Source organism: Nitrococcus mobilis Nb-231, from assembly GCF_000153205.1.
Lineage (GTDB): Bacteria > Pseudomonadota > Gammaproteobacteria > Nitrococcales > Nitrococcaceae > Nitrococcus > Nitrococcus mobilis.
Genome location: NZ_CH672427.1, coordinates 103,934 through 120,798, shown reverse-complemented (window position 1 = coordinate 120,798; position 16,865 = coordinate 103,934). Strand labels below are relative to the sequence as shown.

General features: G+C 60.5%; 10 protein-coding genes. 5 read left to right on the top strand and 5 right to left on the bottom strand.

The window, feature by feature from the left end:
• The coding region (locus NB231_RS19295; RefSeq protein WP_232210358.1) for a hypothetical protein at positions 1 to 479 on the top strand (479 nt) is incomplete at its 5' end.
• Between the two features lie 234 nt (positions 480 to 713).
• On the opposite strand, the gene NB231_RS00520 is transcribed toward NB231_RS19295, so the two are convergent.
• The 5 genes from NB231_RS00520 to guaB form a co-directional block, all read right to left on the bottom strand.
• On the bottom strand, positions 714 to 1,295 hold the full coding sequence (locus NB231_RS00520) for a transposase (RefSeq protein WP_004998722.1): 582 nt from the start codon (positions 1,293 to 1,295) through the stop codon (positions 714 to 716).
• Between the two features lie 314 nt (positions 1,296 to 1,609).
• Positions 1,610 to 3,382 (bottom strand): mechanosensitive ion channel domain-containing protein, encoded by a 1,773-nt coding sequence (locus tag NB231_RS00515; RefSeq protein WP_004998720.1) that lies wholly within the window; start codon positions 3,380 to 3,382, stop codon positions 1,610 to 1,612.
• A 507-nt stretch (positions 3,383 to 3,889) separates the two neighbouring features.
• Positions 3,890 to 4,435 (bottom strand): tRNA adenosine(34) deaminase TadA, encoded by a 546-nt coding sequence (tadA, locus tag NB231_RS00510; RefSeq protein WP_004998716.1) that lies wholly within the window; start codon positions 4,433 to 4,435, stop codon positions 3,890 to 3,892.
• A 40-nt stretch (positions 4,436 to 4,475) separates the two neighbouring features.
• The gene (gene guaA, locus NB231_RS00505; protein WP_004998715.1) at positions 4,476 to 6,053 is read right to left on the bottom strand and encodes a glutamine-hydrolyzing GMP synthase; all 1,578 of its coding nucleotides are present in this window, start codon (positions 6,051 to 6,053) and stop codon (positions 4,476 to 4,478) included.
• A gap of 23 nt (positions 6,054 to 6,076) precedes the next feature.
• Positions 6,077 to 7,543 carry an IMP dehydrogenase gene (gene guaB, locus NB231_RS00500; protein ID WP_004998713.1) on the bottom strand — a complete coding sequence of 489 codons (1,467 nt, stop codon included), beginning with the start codon at positions 7,541 to 7,543 and terminating at the stop codon, positions 6,077 to 6,079.
• A gap of 279 nt (positions 7,544 to 7,822) precedes the next feature.
• Here guaB and NB231_RS00495 point away from each other — a divergent pair, with 279 nt between their 5' ends.
• The 4 genes from NB231_RS00495 (at position 7,823) to NB231_RS00480 (ending at position 16,776) form a co-directional block, all read left to right on the top strand.
• Complete coding sequence (locus NB231_RS00495) at positions 7,823 to 10,054, top strand: type I secretion system permease/ATPase (protein ID WP_004998710.1); 2,232 nt, start codon at positions 7,823 to 7,825, stop codon at positions 10,052 to 10,054.
• Between the two features lie 11 nt (positions 10,055 to 10,065).
• A complete protein-coding gene (locus NB231_RS00490; RefSeq protein ID WP_004998708.1) occupies positions 10,066 to 11,436 on the top strand; it encodes an HlyD family type I secretion periplasmic adaptor subunit in 1,371 nt (456 codons plus the stop codon).
• A gap of 160 nt (positions 11,437 to 11,596) precedes the next feature.
• A complete protein-coding gene (locus NB231_RS00485) occupies positions 11,597 to 12,172 on the top strand; it encodes a hypothetical protein (RefSeq protein WP_198007206.1) in 576 nt (191 codons plus the stop codon).
• The gene (locus NB231_RS00480) at positions 12,169 to 16,776 is read left to right on the top strand and encodes a calcium-binding protein (RefSeq protein ID WP_004998702.1); all 4,608 of its coding nucleotides are present in this window, start codon (positions 12,169 to 12,171) and stop codon (positions 16,774 to 16,776) included. Before NB231_RS00485 ends, NB231_RS00480 begins: the two co-directional genes overlap by 4 nt.
• Positions 16,777 to 16,865: the final 89 nt, after the last annotated feature.

The window sequence follows — 16,865 nt, the reverse complement described above, 5'->3', positions numbered from 1 at the left end:
GCGAGACCCTTCTATTGGTGCCGCCAAGGAATTGGTGCTGGAAATCAGGCGAGGTCGAAATCAACACCCTCCGCTTGAAAGCGCTCTCCGCCTCCACCCTCTCGTCATTCCTAGCGCGCTCAAGCCAAGCACAATCAGTGCGGAGGTTATGGGTTTGGGAACGGCGGGTGATGGCGGTGATTATTGTCGGGTTTGACGACGGGCCGAAATTCATCCCGATTATTGAGTCAGAGCCGTCCCAAAAATCTGTACTCGCTGCGTTTGTGGTTACGCTTGGGAGGGGATTCGCCAGAAGATCGGCAACCACCCTCGCCAGCACGTCCGGGTTGGTGAAAAAGCTCGTGCCCTGCGTGTCAAGATCGATGTCGCCGCCAAATAATCGAGGTGTCCGTGGCGCTCGCGTCTTGGGCAAGAGGCTCGATTTCGAACTCCTCGTCGTCATCCACCTCGATTTCGACGCCCCCGGTGTAAATCAGTGACGCACCGGATGTCACGCCGATAAGTCTGAGGAAACCATTGGGATCCTCGAAGTTACCATCACAGTAGTGGCCTGATCTGTTCAGGCTGCTCGCGCGTGATGTCGCTGGGATAGGCTTTCTTCCTCATCTCTCCACTCTCGCGTATATCAAAAATCATGGACAGGCTTTAATACTACAGTTGCAAATAATCATCAACGGACATCTCGACGATGATCCCCGCGATTCGCTGCCGTCTCACCCAGTGGTAGAACTGAGCGAGGCGTTGGTGTAGCCAACGCCAGCGGCACCACTGTAACGCCTGTTCAGGCCCTCCGCGTCGCCAGGCGATGGGAGTGAGACACAGCCACCGTCGCAGCTCGGCCACAGAGAGGGCCACGGGCATTGGCCGCCCAGGCTGAGCAGCAGGTTTTTTTTCAACTGGTGCCGCCGCAGCGTGACCAGCAGAGCATAAGCCGCCATCACCAAAGTGATATGCCGGTGCCAGCCCGTCCAGGTGCGCACCTCGTACTGATCCAGTCCCAGCTGTGACTTGCTCTCCTGAAAACAGCGCTCGATGTTCCACCGTGCTCCGGCCGCCAAGGCCAAATCCGCCAGCTCCGTTCCGTTCGGAGCAAAAATGAAAAACGCCTGCATCTCCTGCTCGGCGTCCAAGCTGCGGCGGACCAGTACCGCCCGCTGCCAGCCTTCGAACGGCGGCGGGTTGACCGCTAAGCAGGTCCAGTCGTACTCCCGGGGACCCTGACTACCGGCCCCGGCACTGAGCCGTGACCAGCGCGCCTGCGCATCGCCCCTCAAGGCCTCCAACAGCTTCCCCACTTTGCGTTGTTTACAGCCCCGCCATACATAGGCTTGCGGCTGACGGCCAGCACATACCCTTGGCCGCGCTCCTCCAGCATCCAGCTCTGACCTCAGGAACGGCCCGAAAGGGTCGCTTGTTGTCTTCGCCACCCTCGCACCCACGGTTAATGAGGTGTTACGAAACGCCCAAGTAACTGCCTGATAGTGGCAATAAAAACGAGGACTAGAATTCCTCCTCTCTGCCAATACAAAGCGCATCCAACGGGATGCCCAAGACCGGTACTCCCGAAAATCCAGCCTGAGAGGATAATCAGTCGGCAGTTCCGTCTTCCTCAGTTACGCGGATTGTGAGGCGTACCCGTTGGCGGGTAATCCAGTGTATTATCAATTTTAGCGACGTGTTCATCAGACCAGTCCGGGTACGGCAGCCTGCCCTGTTCTCGCCACTGCCCTACCAGTTTTTCGACCTGCGCCTTGCGCTCCTGATCGCTGGCCAGGGGTTCTTCGAGCATGACCGATTGCGCCGGGAACGCGAACTCCGCGCCACCCTGATGCACTGTGTCGATAATGCGCAGATAGATATCTTCCGCTGTGGCCAGATAGTGCTGGTAGTCGGTGGTGTTGATGCGGGAATCCAACCGCACGATCAGGGCGTAATCATTGATATTATAAAGGTGCACACTGACAGTATCGCTCATGACCTGCGGATGGGCGTAGAGAATTTCCTGCAGCCGGGCCATGATATAACGCATCTGGTCAGGGGTGGTTGCTAACCGCAGGGCAAGCAACCGGTAAAAACGGATACCGTCACGCCGACTTATATTTTCCACTTCCATACTGGACAGCATACTATTGGGAATATTGACCACCGAGCGATCAAGAGTTCGCAACAAAGTTGCGCGCAAACCAATCTCTTCAACAACGCCCAGATTAGCACCTACCCGGCAGAAATCGCCGGGTATAAAAGGGCGCGCAATATAAATGGTTATGGCGCCAATGAGGTTTTCCAGAGTTTTTTGCGCGGCCAGGGCAATGGCAACTGAGCTGACGCCCAAACCGGCAATGATGGTCGTAACATCGTAGCCGGCGTTGTCCAAGCCCATAACCACCAGCACCGCTACACTCAGCATCTTAACCACTGCCGATATCGGCCGCACGATAACTTGCGCTTCCGGATGTTCACTGTTTTGCATGCGTTGTCGAATATGCCCGGCGATTAGCTCGATAATACCCAGGGTTAGGAAAATATACGCTGCATAGGCCAATACCACTGAGTCGAATAGTGCCCTCGCCTTGACACTAAGGCCCAGGCTCAGCATGAATTCGCGTAATAATACGATATAGAAGAAAAAGCCTAAGGGGCCCACCAAAAAGCGTCGCAAACCACTCAGCAGATAACTGTCACGCTGGTGATTAATACGCCCGAGCACCAAGTAAAGTGCGGCAATCACCACTAACAGGCACAGCAGGAAGCTAATCAAATAAACCCACTGCCAGTTATCGATACCCATATAGATGAATACTGGCAAATGCTCGCTGAGCCGCGCGGCAAAGTCGCTGTGGCCATATTCCTGCCACAAGCGGGGAATCATGGCGACAGTGGCGTTGGAAATTTTCCACTCCCGGCCGCCCTTGCCATCCGGTATGCTCTGCAGGTACAGAGTGACCGTACCATCTTCGAGCGGAATCTCACCGAAAGCGTCACGGTAGCTTGGCAAGTCATCGTCCGCTTCGCCGCTGGGTTCGTCACTCACTGCGGCAATATCTACCCACAAATGTCGGGTGAACACATAAGCCAACTTTCTGATTAAATCCGGCCCATCCCCTTTATCGATGCCCGACGGCAGGTAGCGCATATCGAGGTATTCCGCGGCTTTTTCGTAGTCCCCGGCTTTCAATGCCGCTATCACGCCCAAGAGAGATTTGCGTGGCGTCGTGCGGTCATCGGGGTTTTTCTTCAACTCGGCTGCTTCTTTTGCCATGACGGAATCTTCAGCGTCATGCTCGAGTAACTGCTTGGCTGTAGGCGTCTCGTCGTTCTCCGCCCAAACCGGCGAGCCGCTCAGACCCAAGCTCAGCAAGGCAAGCAAAATCAATTGCCTCATAGTCTTAAAACCTTTTGCATTGTTATTACTTTATACTCCATGCAGACACCGCCGACCCCATTATCAGTGATAAATCCAGACAACTGCGGATACCGGGCTTCGTTTCACACATTCAGCCTATATTTCTCAAGGATCCGACCAATATTGATATTTTGTCCTCGAGACAAAACGCAAAATGGATTAATAGTCCCCCTATACGATGGCCGCAAGTGACAGGAACGTATATGCAAACGATTTAATGTATCGAGCAGTCGATTGACAACGGTTTCTCAGGGCTGGGTGAAGATATTCCCGCGCTCGATGACACAAGCGCAAGCATCGGCGTTTGATGCGGTGCCGGGTCAACAGCGCAACGGGATTCACTGAAGCTTGCCCAGTGTTTCCCAGAACAGCTCGTTTGTATAGGTAACGCTCAGGAATGACGATCCAAGCCCGGCGTACACTGAAACAAGGGTGCACGCCGATATTGAATAACTTCAAACGAATGGCATCGTAAAGAAAAGCGGGCTAGGGGGATGACAAAGGCCTTGCGCCATCCACACGACGGTCGCGAAAGAAAGCACGCAGTATTTCGCTGCAGGTTTCGGCCAAAACCCCACCGCACAAGGCGATCCGGTGATTGTGACTAGGGTAATCGATCAGACGCAGCGCTCCCCCGCATGCACCGGTCTTTGGATCATGCGCACCGAATACCAAACGGGCTACTCGGGCATGGATCAGCGCGCCCACGCACATCGCACACGGCTCCAAGGTCACGTACAAAGTCGTGGCCGGTAGCCGATAGGCGCCCAGGGCCTGCCCGGCCGCCCTGAGCGCCTCGATCTCGGCATGCGCCGTGGGGTCGCGGGTGGCGATCGGCCGATTGTAACCCTCGCCCACGACGCGCTCTCGCTGTACGACCACGGCGCCGACCGGAACCTCGCCGTGCGCTTGTGCCCGCCGCGCCAACTCCAACGCCCGTGCCATAAAGGCCTGATCCTGGTCGCTCACACCCACCTGCGACTGAGTAACTACTTCCAGCTCGGCCACTGAACCCGTATTGCTAAAAACCATGCACTCGATTCATCTCGTTTCCTCGAAAACAATCGGTGTTTCACTCCCACTCGATCGTTGCGGGCGGCTTGCCGGATATGTCATAAACCACCCGAGAGATCCCCTCGGCCTCGTTGATGATCCGTCGCGAGACCTCTTCCAAAAGCTCATAAGGAAGGTGGGACCACTGCGCTGTCATGAAATCGGTGGTCTCCACTGCCCGCAGCGCGATCACGTACTCATAGCGTCGCCCGTCGCCCGTGACACCCACCGTCTTCACCGGCAGAAAGACTGCGAACGCCTGGCTGACCCGATCATAGAGCTCGTAATGGCGCAACTCCTCGATGAAAATGGCATCGGCCCGGCGCAGCGCATCCGCGTATTCCTTACGCACTTCACCGAGAATGCGTACCCCAAGCCCTGGACCCGGGAAAGGATGGCGATAGACCAGCTCCGTGGGCAAACCGAGCTCCAGTCCAATGCACCGGACCTCGTCCTTGAAAAGCGAGCGCAGCGGTTCCAGCAACCGTAAATTCATCCGTTCGGGAAGACCGCCGACGTTGTGGTGGGACTTAATGAGCCGGGCCTTGCCGGTCTTGGCGCCGGCCGATTCGATCACATCAGGATAAATGGTGCCCTGAGCGAGCCATTTGACGCCGTCGAGCTTGCCGGCTTGTTCATCGAAAACATCGATAAAGATACGCCCGATGAGCTTGCGCTTACGTTCCGGATCGACCACCCCGGCCAGGCGCGTGAGGAAGCGCTCCTCGGCGTTGACGTGAATCACCCGCACGCCCATATGGCGGGCGAACGTCGCCATGACCTGCGCGCCCTCATTGAGGCGCAGCAAACCATTATCCACGAAAACACAGGTGAGCTGCTCACCAATCGCCTGATGCAGCAACGCGGCCACCACCGAAGAGTCTACGCCGCCGGATAAACCAAGCAGAACTTGATCTGTGCCCACCTCCTCGCGGATTCGGGTAACGCTGTGCTCGATGATGTTGCTAGCGGTCCACTGCCCCGAGCAGCCGCAGATCTCACCGACGAACCGCTCGATAATGCGCTGCCCCTGAGTTGTGTGCGTTACTTCCGGGTGGAACTGCAGGCCATAGAAACGCCGCTCATCATCGCCGATGCCGGCAATGGGAGCACCCAGCGTGCTGGCGATCACCTTGAAGCCCTCGGGCAAGCCAGCAACCCGATCACCATGGCTCATCCAGACATCGAGTAGACCGTAGCCTTCCGGAGTGGTGTGATCCTCAATATTACGCAGCAGCCGGGAATGGCCACGCGCGCGCGCCTGCGCATAGCCGAACTCCTTGTAGGCGCTAGGCTCGACCTGACCGCCGAGCTGCCGCGCCATCGCTTGCATGCCATAACAGATGCCGAGCACAGGCACCCCCAGTTGGAAGACGATATCGGGGATGCGCGGTGCATTATCGACGTGGACCGACTCCGGGCCGCCGGTGAGAACGATTCCCATGGGGGCAAACGCCTCGATCTCGGCTGTTGGCCAGTCACAAGGGTGAATCTCGCAGTAAACATTAGCCTGACGAATCCGCCGGGCAATGAGCTGCGTATATTGGGAGCCGAAATCCAAGATCAGGATTCGTTGGCTTTGTAGGTCGAAGGCCATGCCGAATACCACCTCTGCGCCGGTTAGTCGATCCGGTAATTGGGGGCTTCCTTGACAATATTCACATCGTGGACATGGCTCTCGCGCATACTCGCCTGCGTAATCCGAGTGAACCGGGTCTGCGTTCGAAACGCCTCGATATTACCGCAGCCGCAATAGCCCATGCTGGCCCGCACCCCCCCCATGAGTTGCTCGACGATGACCACCAAACTGCCCTTGTAGGGGACACGGCCCTCGATGCCCTCCGGCACCAGCTTGTCGACCCCATCGGCACTTTCCTGAAAGTAACGATCCGAGGAACCCGAAGTTTGCGCCATAGCGCCGATGGAACCCATGCCGCGATACGATTTATAGGAACGTCCCTGATAGAGTTCCACCTCCCCCGGCGCCTCTTCAGTGCCGGCGAACATCCCGCCCAACATAACGGCATGCGCACCAGCCGCGATGGCTTTGGCGAGATCACCGGAGAAACGGATACCGCCGTCGGCGATGATCGGCAGTCCGGAGCTCTTCAACTCCTCGGCAACATTGACGATCGCCGAGATCTGCGGCACTCCGACCCCGGAAATGACCCGCGTGGTGCAAATCGATCCGGGGCCGATACCCACTTTAACCGCATCCGCACCGGCTTCGCCGAGCGCACGGGCCGCTTCCGCCGTGGCGATATTTCCGGCGATGACCTGGACGTGCGGGTATTGCGCCTTGATCCACCTAACTCGCTCGATAACCCCACGGCTATGGCCGTGCGCGGTGTCCACCGCGAGCACATCGACCCCGGCCTTCACCAGTTCGTCGACCCGCTCCTCGGTGCCCTGCCCCGTGCTTACGGCCGCACCGACCCGCAGCCGCCCGTGCTCGTCCTTGCAGGCGTTGGGGTAGTCCTGCGCCTTTTGGATGTCCTTCACGGTGATCATCCCGCGCAGTTGGAAGTCCTCGTTGACCACCAGCAGCTTCTCGATGCGGTATTGATGCAGCAACTGCTGGATTTCATCGCGCTCCGCCCCCTCCCGCACGGTGACCAGGCGGTCCTTGGGCGTCATGGCCGCCGTCACCGGTGCCTCGTGCCGGCTCTCGAAGCGTAGATCACGACTGGTCACGATGCCGACTAGATTTTCATCTTCCACCACCGGCACCCCGGAGATGCAATGCACGCCCATGAGCGCCAGCACTTCGCGGATGCTGGTCTGCGGTCCTACGGTGATCGGCTCCTTGATCACCCCGCTTTCGAATTTCTTGACGCGCAGCACCTCCAGGGCCTGCTGCTCGATCGTCATGTTCTTGTGGATGATACCGATGCCGCCCTGCTCGGCAAGCGCAATGGCCAAACGCGCTTCGGTAACGGTATCCATGGCGGCCGAGACCAGCGGGAGATTGAGCTCAATCTCGCGGGTGAGGCGGCTGCGCAGATCCACCTCCCGCGGCAAGACTTCCGAATAAGCCGGAATCAACAAGATGTCATCGAAGGTGAGTGCTTCCTGAGCAAATCGCATACGCTCGTTACCTTGAAAAGCATGGCGGGATGTCGGTTTGAAGGTAACCGAGCATTATAGTCGGAACCGCAAAGCCAGGTAAATTTGACTTTTAGGACTTCATAAATAGGGGACAGACCCTATTTGCTAGGCAAGTCGAACTTTTTTGTGAACTAGGTTGCACTTTGTTTTTGATCACGGTAAAAAGCATAGGGCTGCGGGAAACGATGCCCGCCGAGCACGTTCACGGAACAGGATGTTCCGTGCGGTATATCAATTTAAGGGAACAGGGACGTTGCCGTGGGGAAAGTACGCCTCTCGAAGGCGGCAGGAAATGCCGATACAGGCCTCGCCTGTCTTTGCCTGATCGCTCGCTACCACCAGTTACCGGCCGATGAGCAGCAGCTGCGCCGCGAGTTCGTCCCACCGGGAAAGGCGTTCGATGCGCTCACCCTGGTAAGGGCCGCTCGCTCGCTGGGGCTGCGGGCGAGACAGCTCCACAGCCGCGTGCAGCGGCTTGAGAAAACGCCTTTGCCGGCGATCGCCGAGCGCCACGACGGCCGTTTCGTCGTCCTGGCCCGGCTCGGTGATGGTCAGGTGCTGCTGCACGATCCGCGCGAGGGCCGCACGCGCGCCCTCCCCATCGATGAATTTGCGCAGGAGTGGAGCGGCTGGCTCATCCTGGTAACGCGTCGAACGCTTGCCGAGGAGCTGCGGCGCAAATTCGACATCGCCTGGTTCATTCCGGCGTTCGCCCGTTATCGGCGAATATTCGGGGAGGTTCTGCTCGCCTCGTTTTTCATTCAGCTGTTCGCGCTGGTCACGCCGCTGTTCTTCCAAGTCATCGTCGATAAGGTGCTGGTGCACAAGGGCCTTACGACCCTCGACGTCCTGGCCGTCGGCTTCCTGATCATCGCCGTATTCGACGTGCTCCTGGGCGGGCTACGCACATATCTCTTCTCCCATACGACCAACCGCGTCGACGTCGAACTCGGTGCACGGCTCTACCGCCACCTTCTCGCTTTGCCCATCAGCTATTTCGAGGCTCGCCGGGTCGGCGATTCCGTGGCCCGAGTCCGTGAGCTCGAGACCATTCGCAGCTTTATCACCGGCTCCGCGCTCACCTTGGTCATCGATCTCTTTTTCACGCTGGTCTTTCTCGCCGTGATGTATTTCTACAGCGCAACCCTGCTCTGCGTCGTAGTGGCGAGCATACCGCTGTACGTGCTGCTCTCCATGCTGGTCACGCCGATGCTGCGCACCCGACTGAACGAGAAGTTCCGGCGCGGAGCCGAGAATCAGGCATTTCTCGTCGAGTCGGTAAGCGGTGTAGAGACCATCAAGGCGATGGCCGTGGAGCCGCAAATGCGCGCGCGCTGGGAGGAGCAGCTCGCCGGCTACGTCAAGGCGAGCTTCCGCGCCACGAACTTGAGTAACATCGCCAATCAGGGCGCCAGCTTCATCAACAAGCTCACGACGCTGCTGATCCTTTGGCTCGGCGCGCGGCTGGTCATCGATGCCGATCTCACGGTCGGCCAACTGGTCGCCTTCAACATGCTGGCCGGTCGGGTCAGCGCTCCGATACTGCGGCTCGTGCAGCTCTGGCAGGATTTCCAGCAGGCGGGGATCTCCGTCGCACGCCTCGGCGACATCCTGAACGCGCCCACCGAGCCGGGCTACAACCCCAACCGGGCCGCCTTGCCGGCCGTTAAGGGCGATGTCCGGCTGGAGCACGTCTCCTTCCGGTACCGCCCGGACGGCTCTGAGACGCTGAAGGATCTCACGCTCCACGCCGCACCCGGCGAGGTCATCGGCCTGGTCGGGCGCTCCGGTTCGGGCAAGAGCACGTTGACGAAGCTGGTGCAGCGCCTGCATGTGCCCGAGTCCGGGCGTGTGCTCGTCGACGGTGTGGACCTGCGGCTGGTGGACACAGCGTGGCTGCGCCGCAACATCGGCGTGGTGCTCCAGGAAAGCCGGCTTTTCAACCGCACGGTACGGGAGAACATCGCGCTGGCCGAACCGGGCCTGTCCATGGAATGCGTCGTCGCCGCCGCGCAGCTCGCCGGCGCGCACGAGTTCATTCTCGAGCTGCCGGAAGGCTACGACACGCTGGTCGGCGAGCACGGCGCGAACCTCTCCGGCGGTCAACGCCAGCGCATCGCGATCGCGCGAGCGCTGATCATGGATCCGAAAATCCTCATCTTCGACGAAGCCACCAGCGCCCTTGACTACGAGTCCGAGCGGATCATTCAGCAGAATCTGCGGCGCATTGTGCGGGGGCGAACCGTATTCATCATCGCCCACCGGCTCAGCGCCGTGCGCGACGTCGACCGCATCATCGTGCTGGAGAAGGGACGGATCGTGCAGGCCGGCCGCCACGAAGAGCTGTTACGGCGCCATGGACCGTACGCTCGTCTCCACGCGCTGCAGGACAAAACCAACGGTGCTGAACCGCTCGCCGACAGCGGCTATGCCGCTTCACGCCTCGATGGTTTCGAGCGCGCCGCTTGCCGATGCCCTAAGCCAAACTGACTGGGATCGCTATGGAAGGCAACAAAGCAACAGTGCTGGTCTCGAGCCCGCCGCGCAACGAAGAGCTCGAATTCCTGCCGGCAGCGCTGGAGGTCCAAGAGACGCCGCCCTCGCCGGTCGGCCGTGCCATCGCCGCCGGTATTGGCCTGCTCTTCCTCATCGCCGTGGTATGGAGCTACTTCGGCCATATCGACATCGTCGCCACCGCCGCCGGCAAGATCGTGCCGTCGGGGCAGGTCAAGATCATCCAGCCCATGGCGCAGGCCACCGTGCGGGCGATTCGCGTCCGGGAAGGCCAGCACGTCGCCGCAGGTGAGGTGCTGGTGGAGTTCGACCCCACCATCAGCGCCGCCGAGCGCAACCGCCTGCGCGAGCAGCTGGCTGCGGCACGGCTCGATCGGGCACGTCTGGTGGCCATGCTCACTGTCACAGAGCGAGCTACCCCCGCCGAAGCCCTCGCCACGGCTTGGCCGACCGGTGCCGATCCCGCTGCCATCACGACCCACAGGCGGCTCATGCACAGCGCGCTGGCGGAGCAGCGCGCATCACTGGCTGCGCTCCAGGCCGAGCTTGCCCGCGCCCGGGCCGAGCGGCAGAGCACGGAGCGGGACAAGCGCCGGCTCGAATCGATCCTGCCACTGATCGCGCAACGCGCGCATGCACTCGAGGTTCTCGCGCGCCGCAAGATGGCCCCAAAACTCGACTACCTGCAAATCGAGCAACAGCGCCTGGACCACGCCGGTCACATCCGGACCATTGCCGCTCGCTTGCAGGCGCTGGACGCCCGGATCGAGGAGGACCGCAGACGCATCGAGGTGCAACGCGCTCAGTTTCAAAAAGACCTCGCTCAACGCCTGCTTGAATCCGAGAAACAGATCGCCTCTCTACAGGAGGAGCTTCGTAAGGCCGACGCGCGAACTGGTTGGAACACGCTCGACGCACCGATCGCCGGCTTCGTGCAGGGCCTAAAGATCCACACCACCGGTGGCGTCGTCCAGCCCGCCGAGGAGCTGATGCGGATCGTGCCGGAGAATGCGCCCCTGGAAGTCCAGGCCTGGCTCGCCAACCGCGATGTCGGCTTCGTGAACACAGGACAGCTCGCCGAGGTCAAGGTCGAGACGTTTCCATTCACCCGTTATGGAACCCTTCACGCCGAAGTCACGCAGGTCTCCAACGATGCCGTGCAGGACGAGCACCGCGGCTTGGTCTACCAGACGACGGCGAGAATCGATCGGGCCTGGATGAACGTGAATGGCCGAAGAGTGCACTTGAGCCCCGGCATGACGGTGTCGTTGGAGGTGAAAACGGGGCGGCGCCGGGTGTTGGATTTCTTGCTGGCGCCGTTGATTGAGCACATCGACGAAAGTGCGAGGGAACGATGAATAAGCGTCTTAGACAGGAAATGGATGGGGTTTTATAAAGCAGAAAAATAAGGAGCGATAGACTCCGCTCAGTGCACTATTAAAGGATATGATGCGAAAAATATAAAAAGCCCGGCGCGAGGGATCAATATTGTTTACGAGGGCGGAATTGATGCTAACAATGTCAGAAGCTAACAAGAGAATACAGACATCTTTTCCATCGCTTTTTCAATCGAAATGGCTTTATGTCGGCTTAGGGATTTATTGGATGGTTGCTTGGTTACTGCCATGGGAGTCGATAGGGCAATGGGCTTGGGTTGCCGATATGGTTGATATCATGGCATCGATCATACCAAGCATTCGCGGCTTGCCGAGCATGATCCATTTTATGAGCAAGCCGGCGGCGGAGGCGCAGTTGGCCTTTTTGCATCTGTGCGGCCTGGCCTTTACGTTGGTCGTCTTTATTTTTACTCGGCCGATGCTGATCAAGCCGAAAGTAAAGAGAAAAAGACTTCAAGTTCTTCGGGGTGCTATATCTTCCGGTGCTCTGGTGGCCTTTTTTTCGGTACTCGCCCACTATGTTCCCGTTTTTAATAGCCATGTTAAAGACCCTTCAGAAGTATTTCACGACACGCATTTCAAGATGGTTTTATTTTATGTGATTGCTTATTGGGGATACAGCTATCTATTCAGTGTTTTCGTGAGCTTTTTATATGCCCTGTTCCTGCCGTTGGAAATCAAAGGAGATGTTAAATGACCAAGGATGATGCTGCAATCATGACGCCTGCAGACGTTGCCCGTACCGTTCTCGCTGGTATGGATCAACTGACGAATGAAACGTTTGATACGTCAGCCATAAAGGAACGTTTGGATAAGGCACTGGCAGACGCCAGGCTCGCGGGGAACCGTCTGCGCCAGATCGAGCTGCTGGAGATGCGTCACCTTACGCATCGTGCAGAGGACCCGGCGCTTCAGGATGCGCTGCGCCAAAGCTATGGAACCATGAAAGACTGGATCCGCCAGTCCCTGGATGCCGCCGAAGAGGCGGCGGCGCAAGCAAACGGTACGCTCAGCGAGGTCGAGAAGCTCAATGTCTTTGCCGGCAAGCTCGGAACGTTGGCTGGACCAGCAGCTTCAGCCATATCGTTTGGTGAAGGCTTGCATGCGCTTTCCATTGAGGATAGCCAGGCGGTGGGGGCCGGTCTGGTCGGAACCGTCGCCGGAAGCATAGTCACAGGGCTCGCGGTCGCGACGGCCACCACACTCAGTTTGGGAGTGCTCGGCACCGCTGGACTCGTCGCTTTGAGCTCAGCGGGCGCGGCGATAGCCTTGAATACAGTCCTCCCCGACAACTGGGCACAAGCTATAGGAGATCCCATCGTAGATATTTACGACCAGGCAAGATCGGGGTTGACCGATTTCTTCGAGGTCATGGGTGGCATCCCCGGCATCCTAGACTCCACCAACGACTATTGGCGTAGTGCAGCCAATTGGCGCCCTCGCATCGACCCCCTCGCCGTCGATCTCGACGGTGACGGCATCGAGACGGTCGGCACTAACGGCTTGGCCGGCGCTGTCTTCGATCAAAACGCCGACGGGGTGGCCACGGCGAGCGGCTGGATCGATACCGACGACGGCCTGCTGGTCATGGACCGCAATGGCAACGGCGCCATCGACGATGGGCGGGAACTTTTCGGCGAGGCGACCCGCAGCGGTGACGGGACGGCAGCGGACGGCTTCGCCGCGCTGGCCGACCTGGATAGCAACACCGACGGCCGCATCGATGCCGCCGATGCCGATTTCGCCAAGCTACGCATCTGGCAGGAGGCCAACGGCGACGGCGTGAGCCAGGCCGGGGAGCTGCACACCCTGGAGGAGATGGGCATCAGCGCCCTTAACCTCGCCCACAGCCAAACCGATCAGAGCCTCACCGGCGGCAATCGATTGATCCAAACGGGCACGTTCGTACGCAGCGATGGCACGAAAGGCCAGTTGGGTGACGTAGACTTCGCCGAGGATCATTTCCACCGGCGCTTCGAACAGACGGCAGCCCTTACCGAGGAGGCCCAGGCGCTGCCGGACATGCAGGGCTCGGGCATGGTCCGCGATCTGCGCGAGGCGGCGAGCCAAAGCGCCGATCTGGCGCAGGCGCTTATGGACTATACGAACGCCGGCACGAAAGCGGAGCAGGAGGCGCTGCTGGACGGGCTGCTGCAGGCGTGGAGCAGAAGCAGCGATATGGAAAGCCTGCAGGAGCGGGCGCTCGATGCGGGATTCGTAGTCAGCTGGCGGTTCGGCAGCACGGCGCAGGACGACGGTGACGCCGCAGCCGCCACGGCGCGGTACGACGGCGGCGCTTACGGCACCGGTGCTCAGGCTGTATTGCAGGCCTACAACGACGGACAGAGCGACGACTACAAGAAGTGGCTCACGCGCCTATCCACCCTTGAGCGGTTCAATGGCCGCACCTTCATCGAGTTCCAGGCACCCGAAGTCGACAGCGATGATTGGGCGATCTCGGTGGACACCGCTGCGAGCGGCGGCACCGGTGCAACGGTGGGGATATCGCTGCATAAAGTCGACGTCAATCTATCGGACACGCAGTTGGAGCTCTTGGAGCAGAGCTACCAGGCATTGCGGACATCCGTGTATCAGGGACTGTTGTTTCAGACGCGGCTCAAACCATACGTGGACGGGATCAGCCTGCAGTCCGACGGCGATCAGCTCGTGCTGGATTTTTCGGGTATCGAACAGGTTGCGGCGACAAGAATTGAACAGGATCCGTATAACGGCTTTGTGGATCTTCTGGATTTGATTGATGCGCGCGGTGATTCGCTGATGCAATCAGGTTGGGATGCCTGGTCTTTTCTCGGTGACGAGCTCAGGTCAGCGCTACTGAACGCTGATGTTGCAGGCTTGCTTGCCGAGCGCCGCATCGTCTATGCGGCTGACGGTACGGTGACGGTTGCCGGCACGGCTGATCCGGAAATGCTGATCGGCAACGAGATGAGCAATCAGATCACAGGCGGTGATGGCGGAGATGTAATCGCTGGAGCAAGGGGGGCCGACGTTCTCCGGGGGGCCAACGGAGCTGACACGCTGCGTGGCGGCGAGGGAGCCGACGAGCTGCACGGCGGCAACGACCACGACACCCTCTACGGCGATGCCGGGGCGGATACACTCTACGGTGGTTGGGGCAACGATGCGCTGCACGGCGGCACGGGAGCCGACGCGCTGCACGGCGGTGACCACAACGACACGCTCTACGGCGATGCCGAGGCGGATACGCTCTTCGGCGACAGGGGCAGCGATACGCTCTACGGTGGCGCGGGCGATGACGTGCTCGACGGGGGCAGTGATTCGAACACCCTCGACGGCGGGGCCGGCGATGACCTGCTGCGCAACTATGAGTGGGGCGCGAGTTATGTGAGCGGTCGCTGGGTGGGCAGCACCTACGCCGGGGGCCGCGGCAACGATCGGCTGCAGGGCACCCGCTACGGGGACACTTACCGCTTCGGCCTTGGCGACGGCGCCGATACCATCAAGGAGTTGGATAACCGCAGCGGCGGTTCGGACGTGCTGGTCTTCGGCGAAGAGATTGCCGCCTCCGACATCGAGCGAGTGCGCGAGGGTACGGATCTGGTGCTGCGCCATGTCAACGGCACGGACAGCGTGCGGGTGCACCGCTGGTTCGACGCCGGCGGGCATCGCCTGGAGCGGGTGGAGTTTGCCGACGGCACCGTGTGGAACCGCTCCCAGGTGGAGGCTCCGGGGCTGCAGCTCACCGGCACGCCCGAGGCCGATGCGATCCACGGCGGCAACATCAGTGGCGAGGTGCTCCACGGGCTCGCCGGCGACGATGTGCTCGACGGCCACGGCGGCAACGACACCCTCTACGGTGATGCCGGCGCGGACACGCTCTACGGAGGTTGGGGCCACGATGCGCTGCACGGCGGCACGGGAGCCGACGCGCTGCACGGCGGTGACCACAACGACACGCTCTACGGCGATGCCGAGGCGGATACGCTCTTCGGCGACAGGGGCAACGATACGCTCTACGGCGGCGCGGGCGATGACGTGCTCGACGGGGGCAGTGATTCGAACACCCTCGACGGCGGGGCCGGCGATGACCTGCTGCGCAACTATGAGTGGGGCGCGAGTTATGTGAGCGGTCGCTGGGTGGGCAGCACCTACGCCGGGGGCCGCGGCAACGATCGGCTGCAGGGCACCCGCTACGGGGACACTTACCGCTTCGGCCTTGGCGACGGCGCCGATACCATCAAGGAGTTGGATAACCGCAGCGGCGGTTCGGACGTGCTGGTCTTCGGCGAAGAGATTGCCGCCTCCGACATCGAGCGAGTGCGCGAGGGTACGGATCTGGTGCTGCGCCATGTCAACGGCACGGACAGCGTCCGGGTGCACCGCTGGTTCGACGCCGGCGGGCATCGCCTGGAGCGGGTGGAGTTTGCCGACGGCACCGTGTGGAACCGCTCCCAGGTGGAGGCTCCGGGTCTGCAGCTCACCGGCACGCCCGAGGCCGATACGATCCACGGCGGCAACATCAGTGGCGAGGTGCTCCACGGGCTCGCCGGCGACGATGTGCTCGACGGCCACGGCGGCAACGACACCCTCTACGGTGATGCCGGCGCGGACACGCTCTACGGAGGTTGGGGCCACGATGCGCTGCACGGCGGCACGGGAGCCGACGCGCTGCACGGCGGTGACCACAACGACACGCTCTACGGCGATGCCGAGGCGGATACGCTCTTCGGCGACAGGGGCAACGATACGCTCTACGGCGGCGCGGGCGATGACGTGCTCGACGGGGGCAGTGATTCGAACACCCTCGACGGCGGGGCCGGCGATGACCTGCTGCGCAACTATGAGTGGGGCGCGAGTTATGTGAGCGGTCGCTGGGTGGGCAGCACCTACGCCGGGGGCCGCGGCAACGATCGGCTGCAGGGCACCCGCTACGGGGACACTTACCGCTTCGGCCTTGGCGACGGCGCCGATACCATCAAGGAGTTGGATAACCGCAGCGGCGGTTCGGACGTGCTGGTCTTCGGCGCGGGGATTGTTAAAGAAGATCTATGGCTCTCCCGAAACGGCGACGATCTCGTCATCGATCGTCTGGGTTCCTCCGACGGCGTGACCATCGCCGACTGGTACACCAGCACCAGCCACCAAGTAGAGCGGATCAAGACCGACGAAGGTACCGTGCTTCTCTCGGGTCAGGTTGATCAACTCGTCTCGGCCATGGCCGCGTTCGATCCGCCGGCCAGCGGCGAAATGAACCTGACGCCGCAAGAGCAGCAACAGCTCCAAGAAGCCATCGCGGCCACCTGGCAGCCCGCTGCGTAGCCTCGATCCGCCATTGCGCCTAGAATCCGGGGCGTCGTTCTGGATTTTTCTGGGGGCGCCCGGTCGGGCGTCCCCCACAACCCGCGGCC

Excerpts from the sequence above, each read along its gene's own strand:
- NB231_RS00485 (WP_198007206.1), top strand. The coding sequence starts at position 11,597 with ATGTCAGAAGCTAACAAGAGAATACAGACATCTTTTCCATCGCTTTTT.
- guaA (WP_004998715.1), bottom strand. The coding sequence starts at position 6,053 with ATGGCCTTCGACCTACAAAGCCAACGAATCCTGATCTTGGATTTCGGC.
- NB231_RS00515 (WP_004998720.1), bottom strand. The coding sequence starts at position 3,382 with ATGAGGCAATTGATTTTGCTTGCCTTGCTGAGCTTGGGTCTGAGCGGC.
- guaB (WP_004998713.1), bottom strand. The coding sequence starts at position 7,543 with ATGCGATTTGCTCAGGAAGCACTCACCTTCGATGACATCTTGTTGATT.
- NB231_RS00490 (WP_004998708.1), top strand. The coding sequence starts at position 10,066 with ATGGAAGGCAACAAAGCAACAGTGCTGGTCTCGAGCCCGCCGCGCAAC.
- tadA (WP_004998716.1), bottom strand. The coding sequence starts at position 4,435 with ATGGTTTTTAGCAATACGGGTTCAGTGGCCGAGCTGGAAGTAGTTACT.
- NB231_RS00480 (WP_004998702.1), top strand. The coding sequence starts at position 12,169 with ATGACCAAGGATGATGCTGCAATCATGACGCCTGCAGACGTTGCCCGT.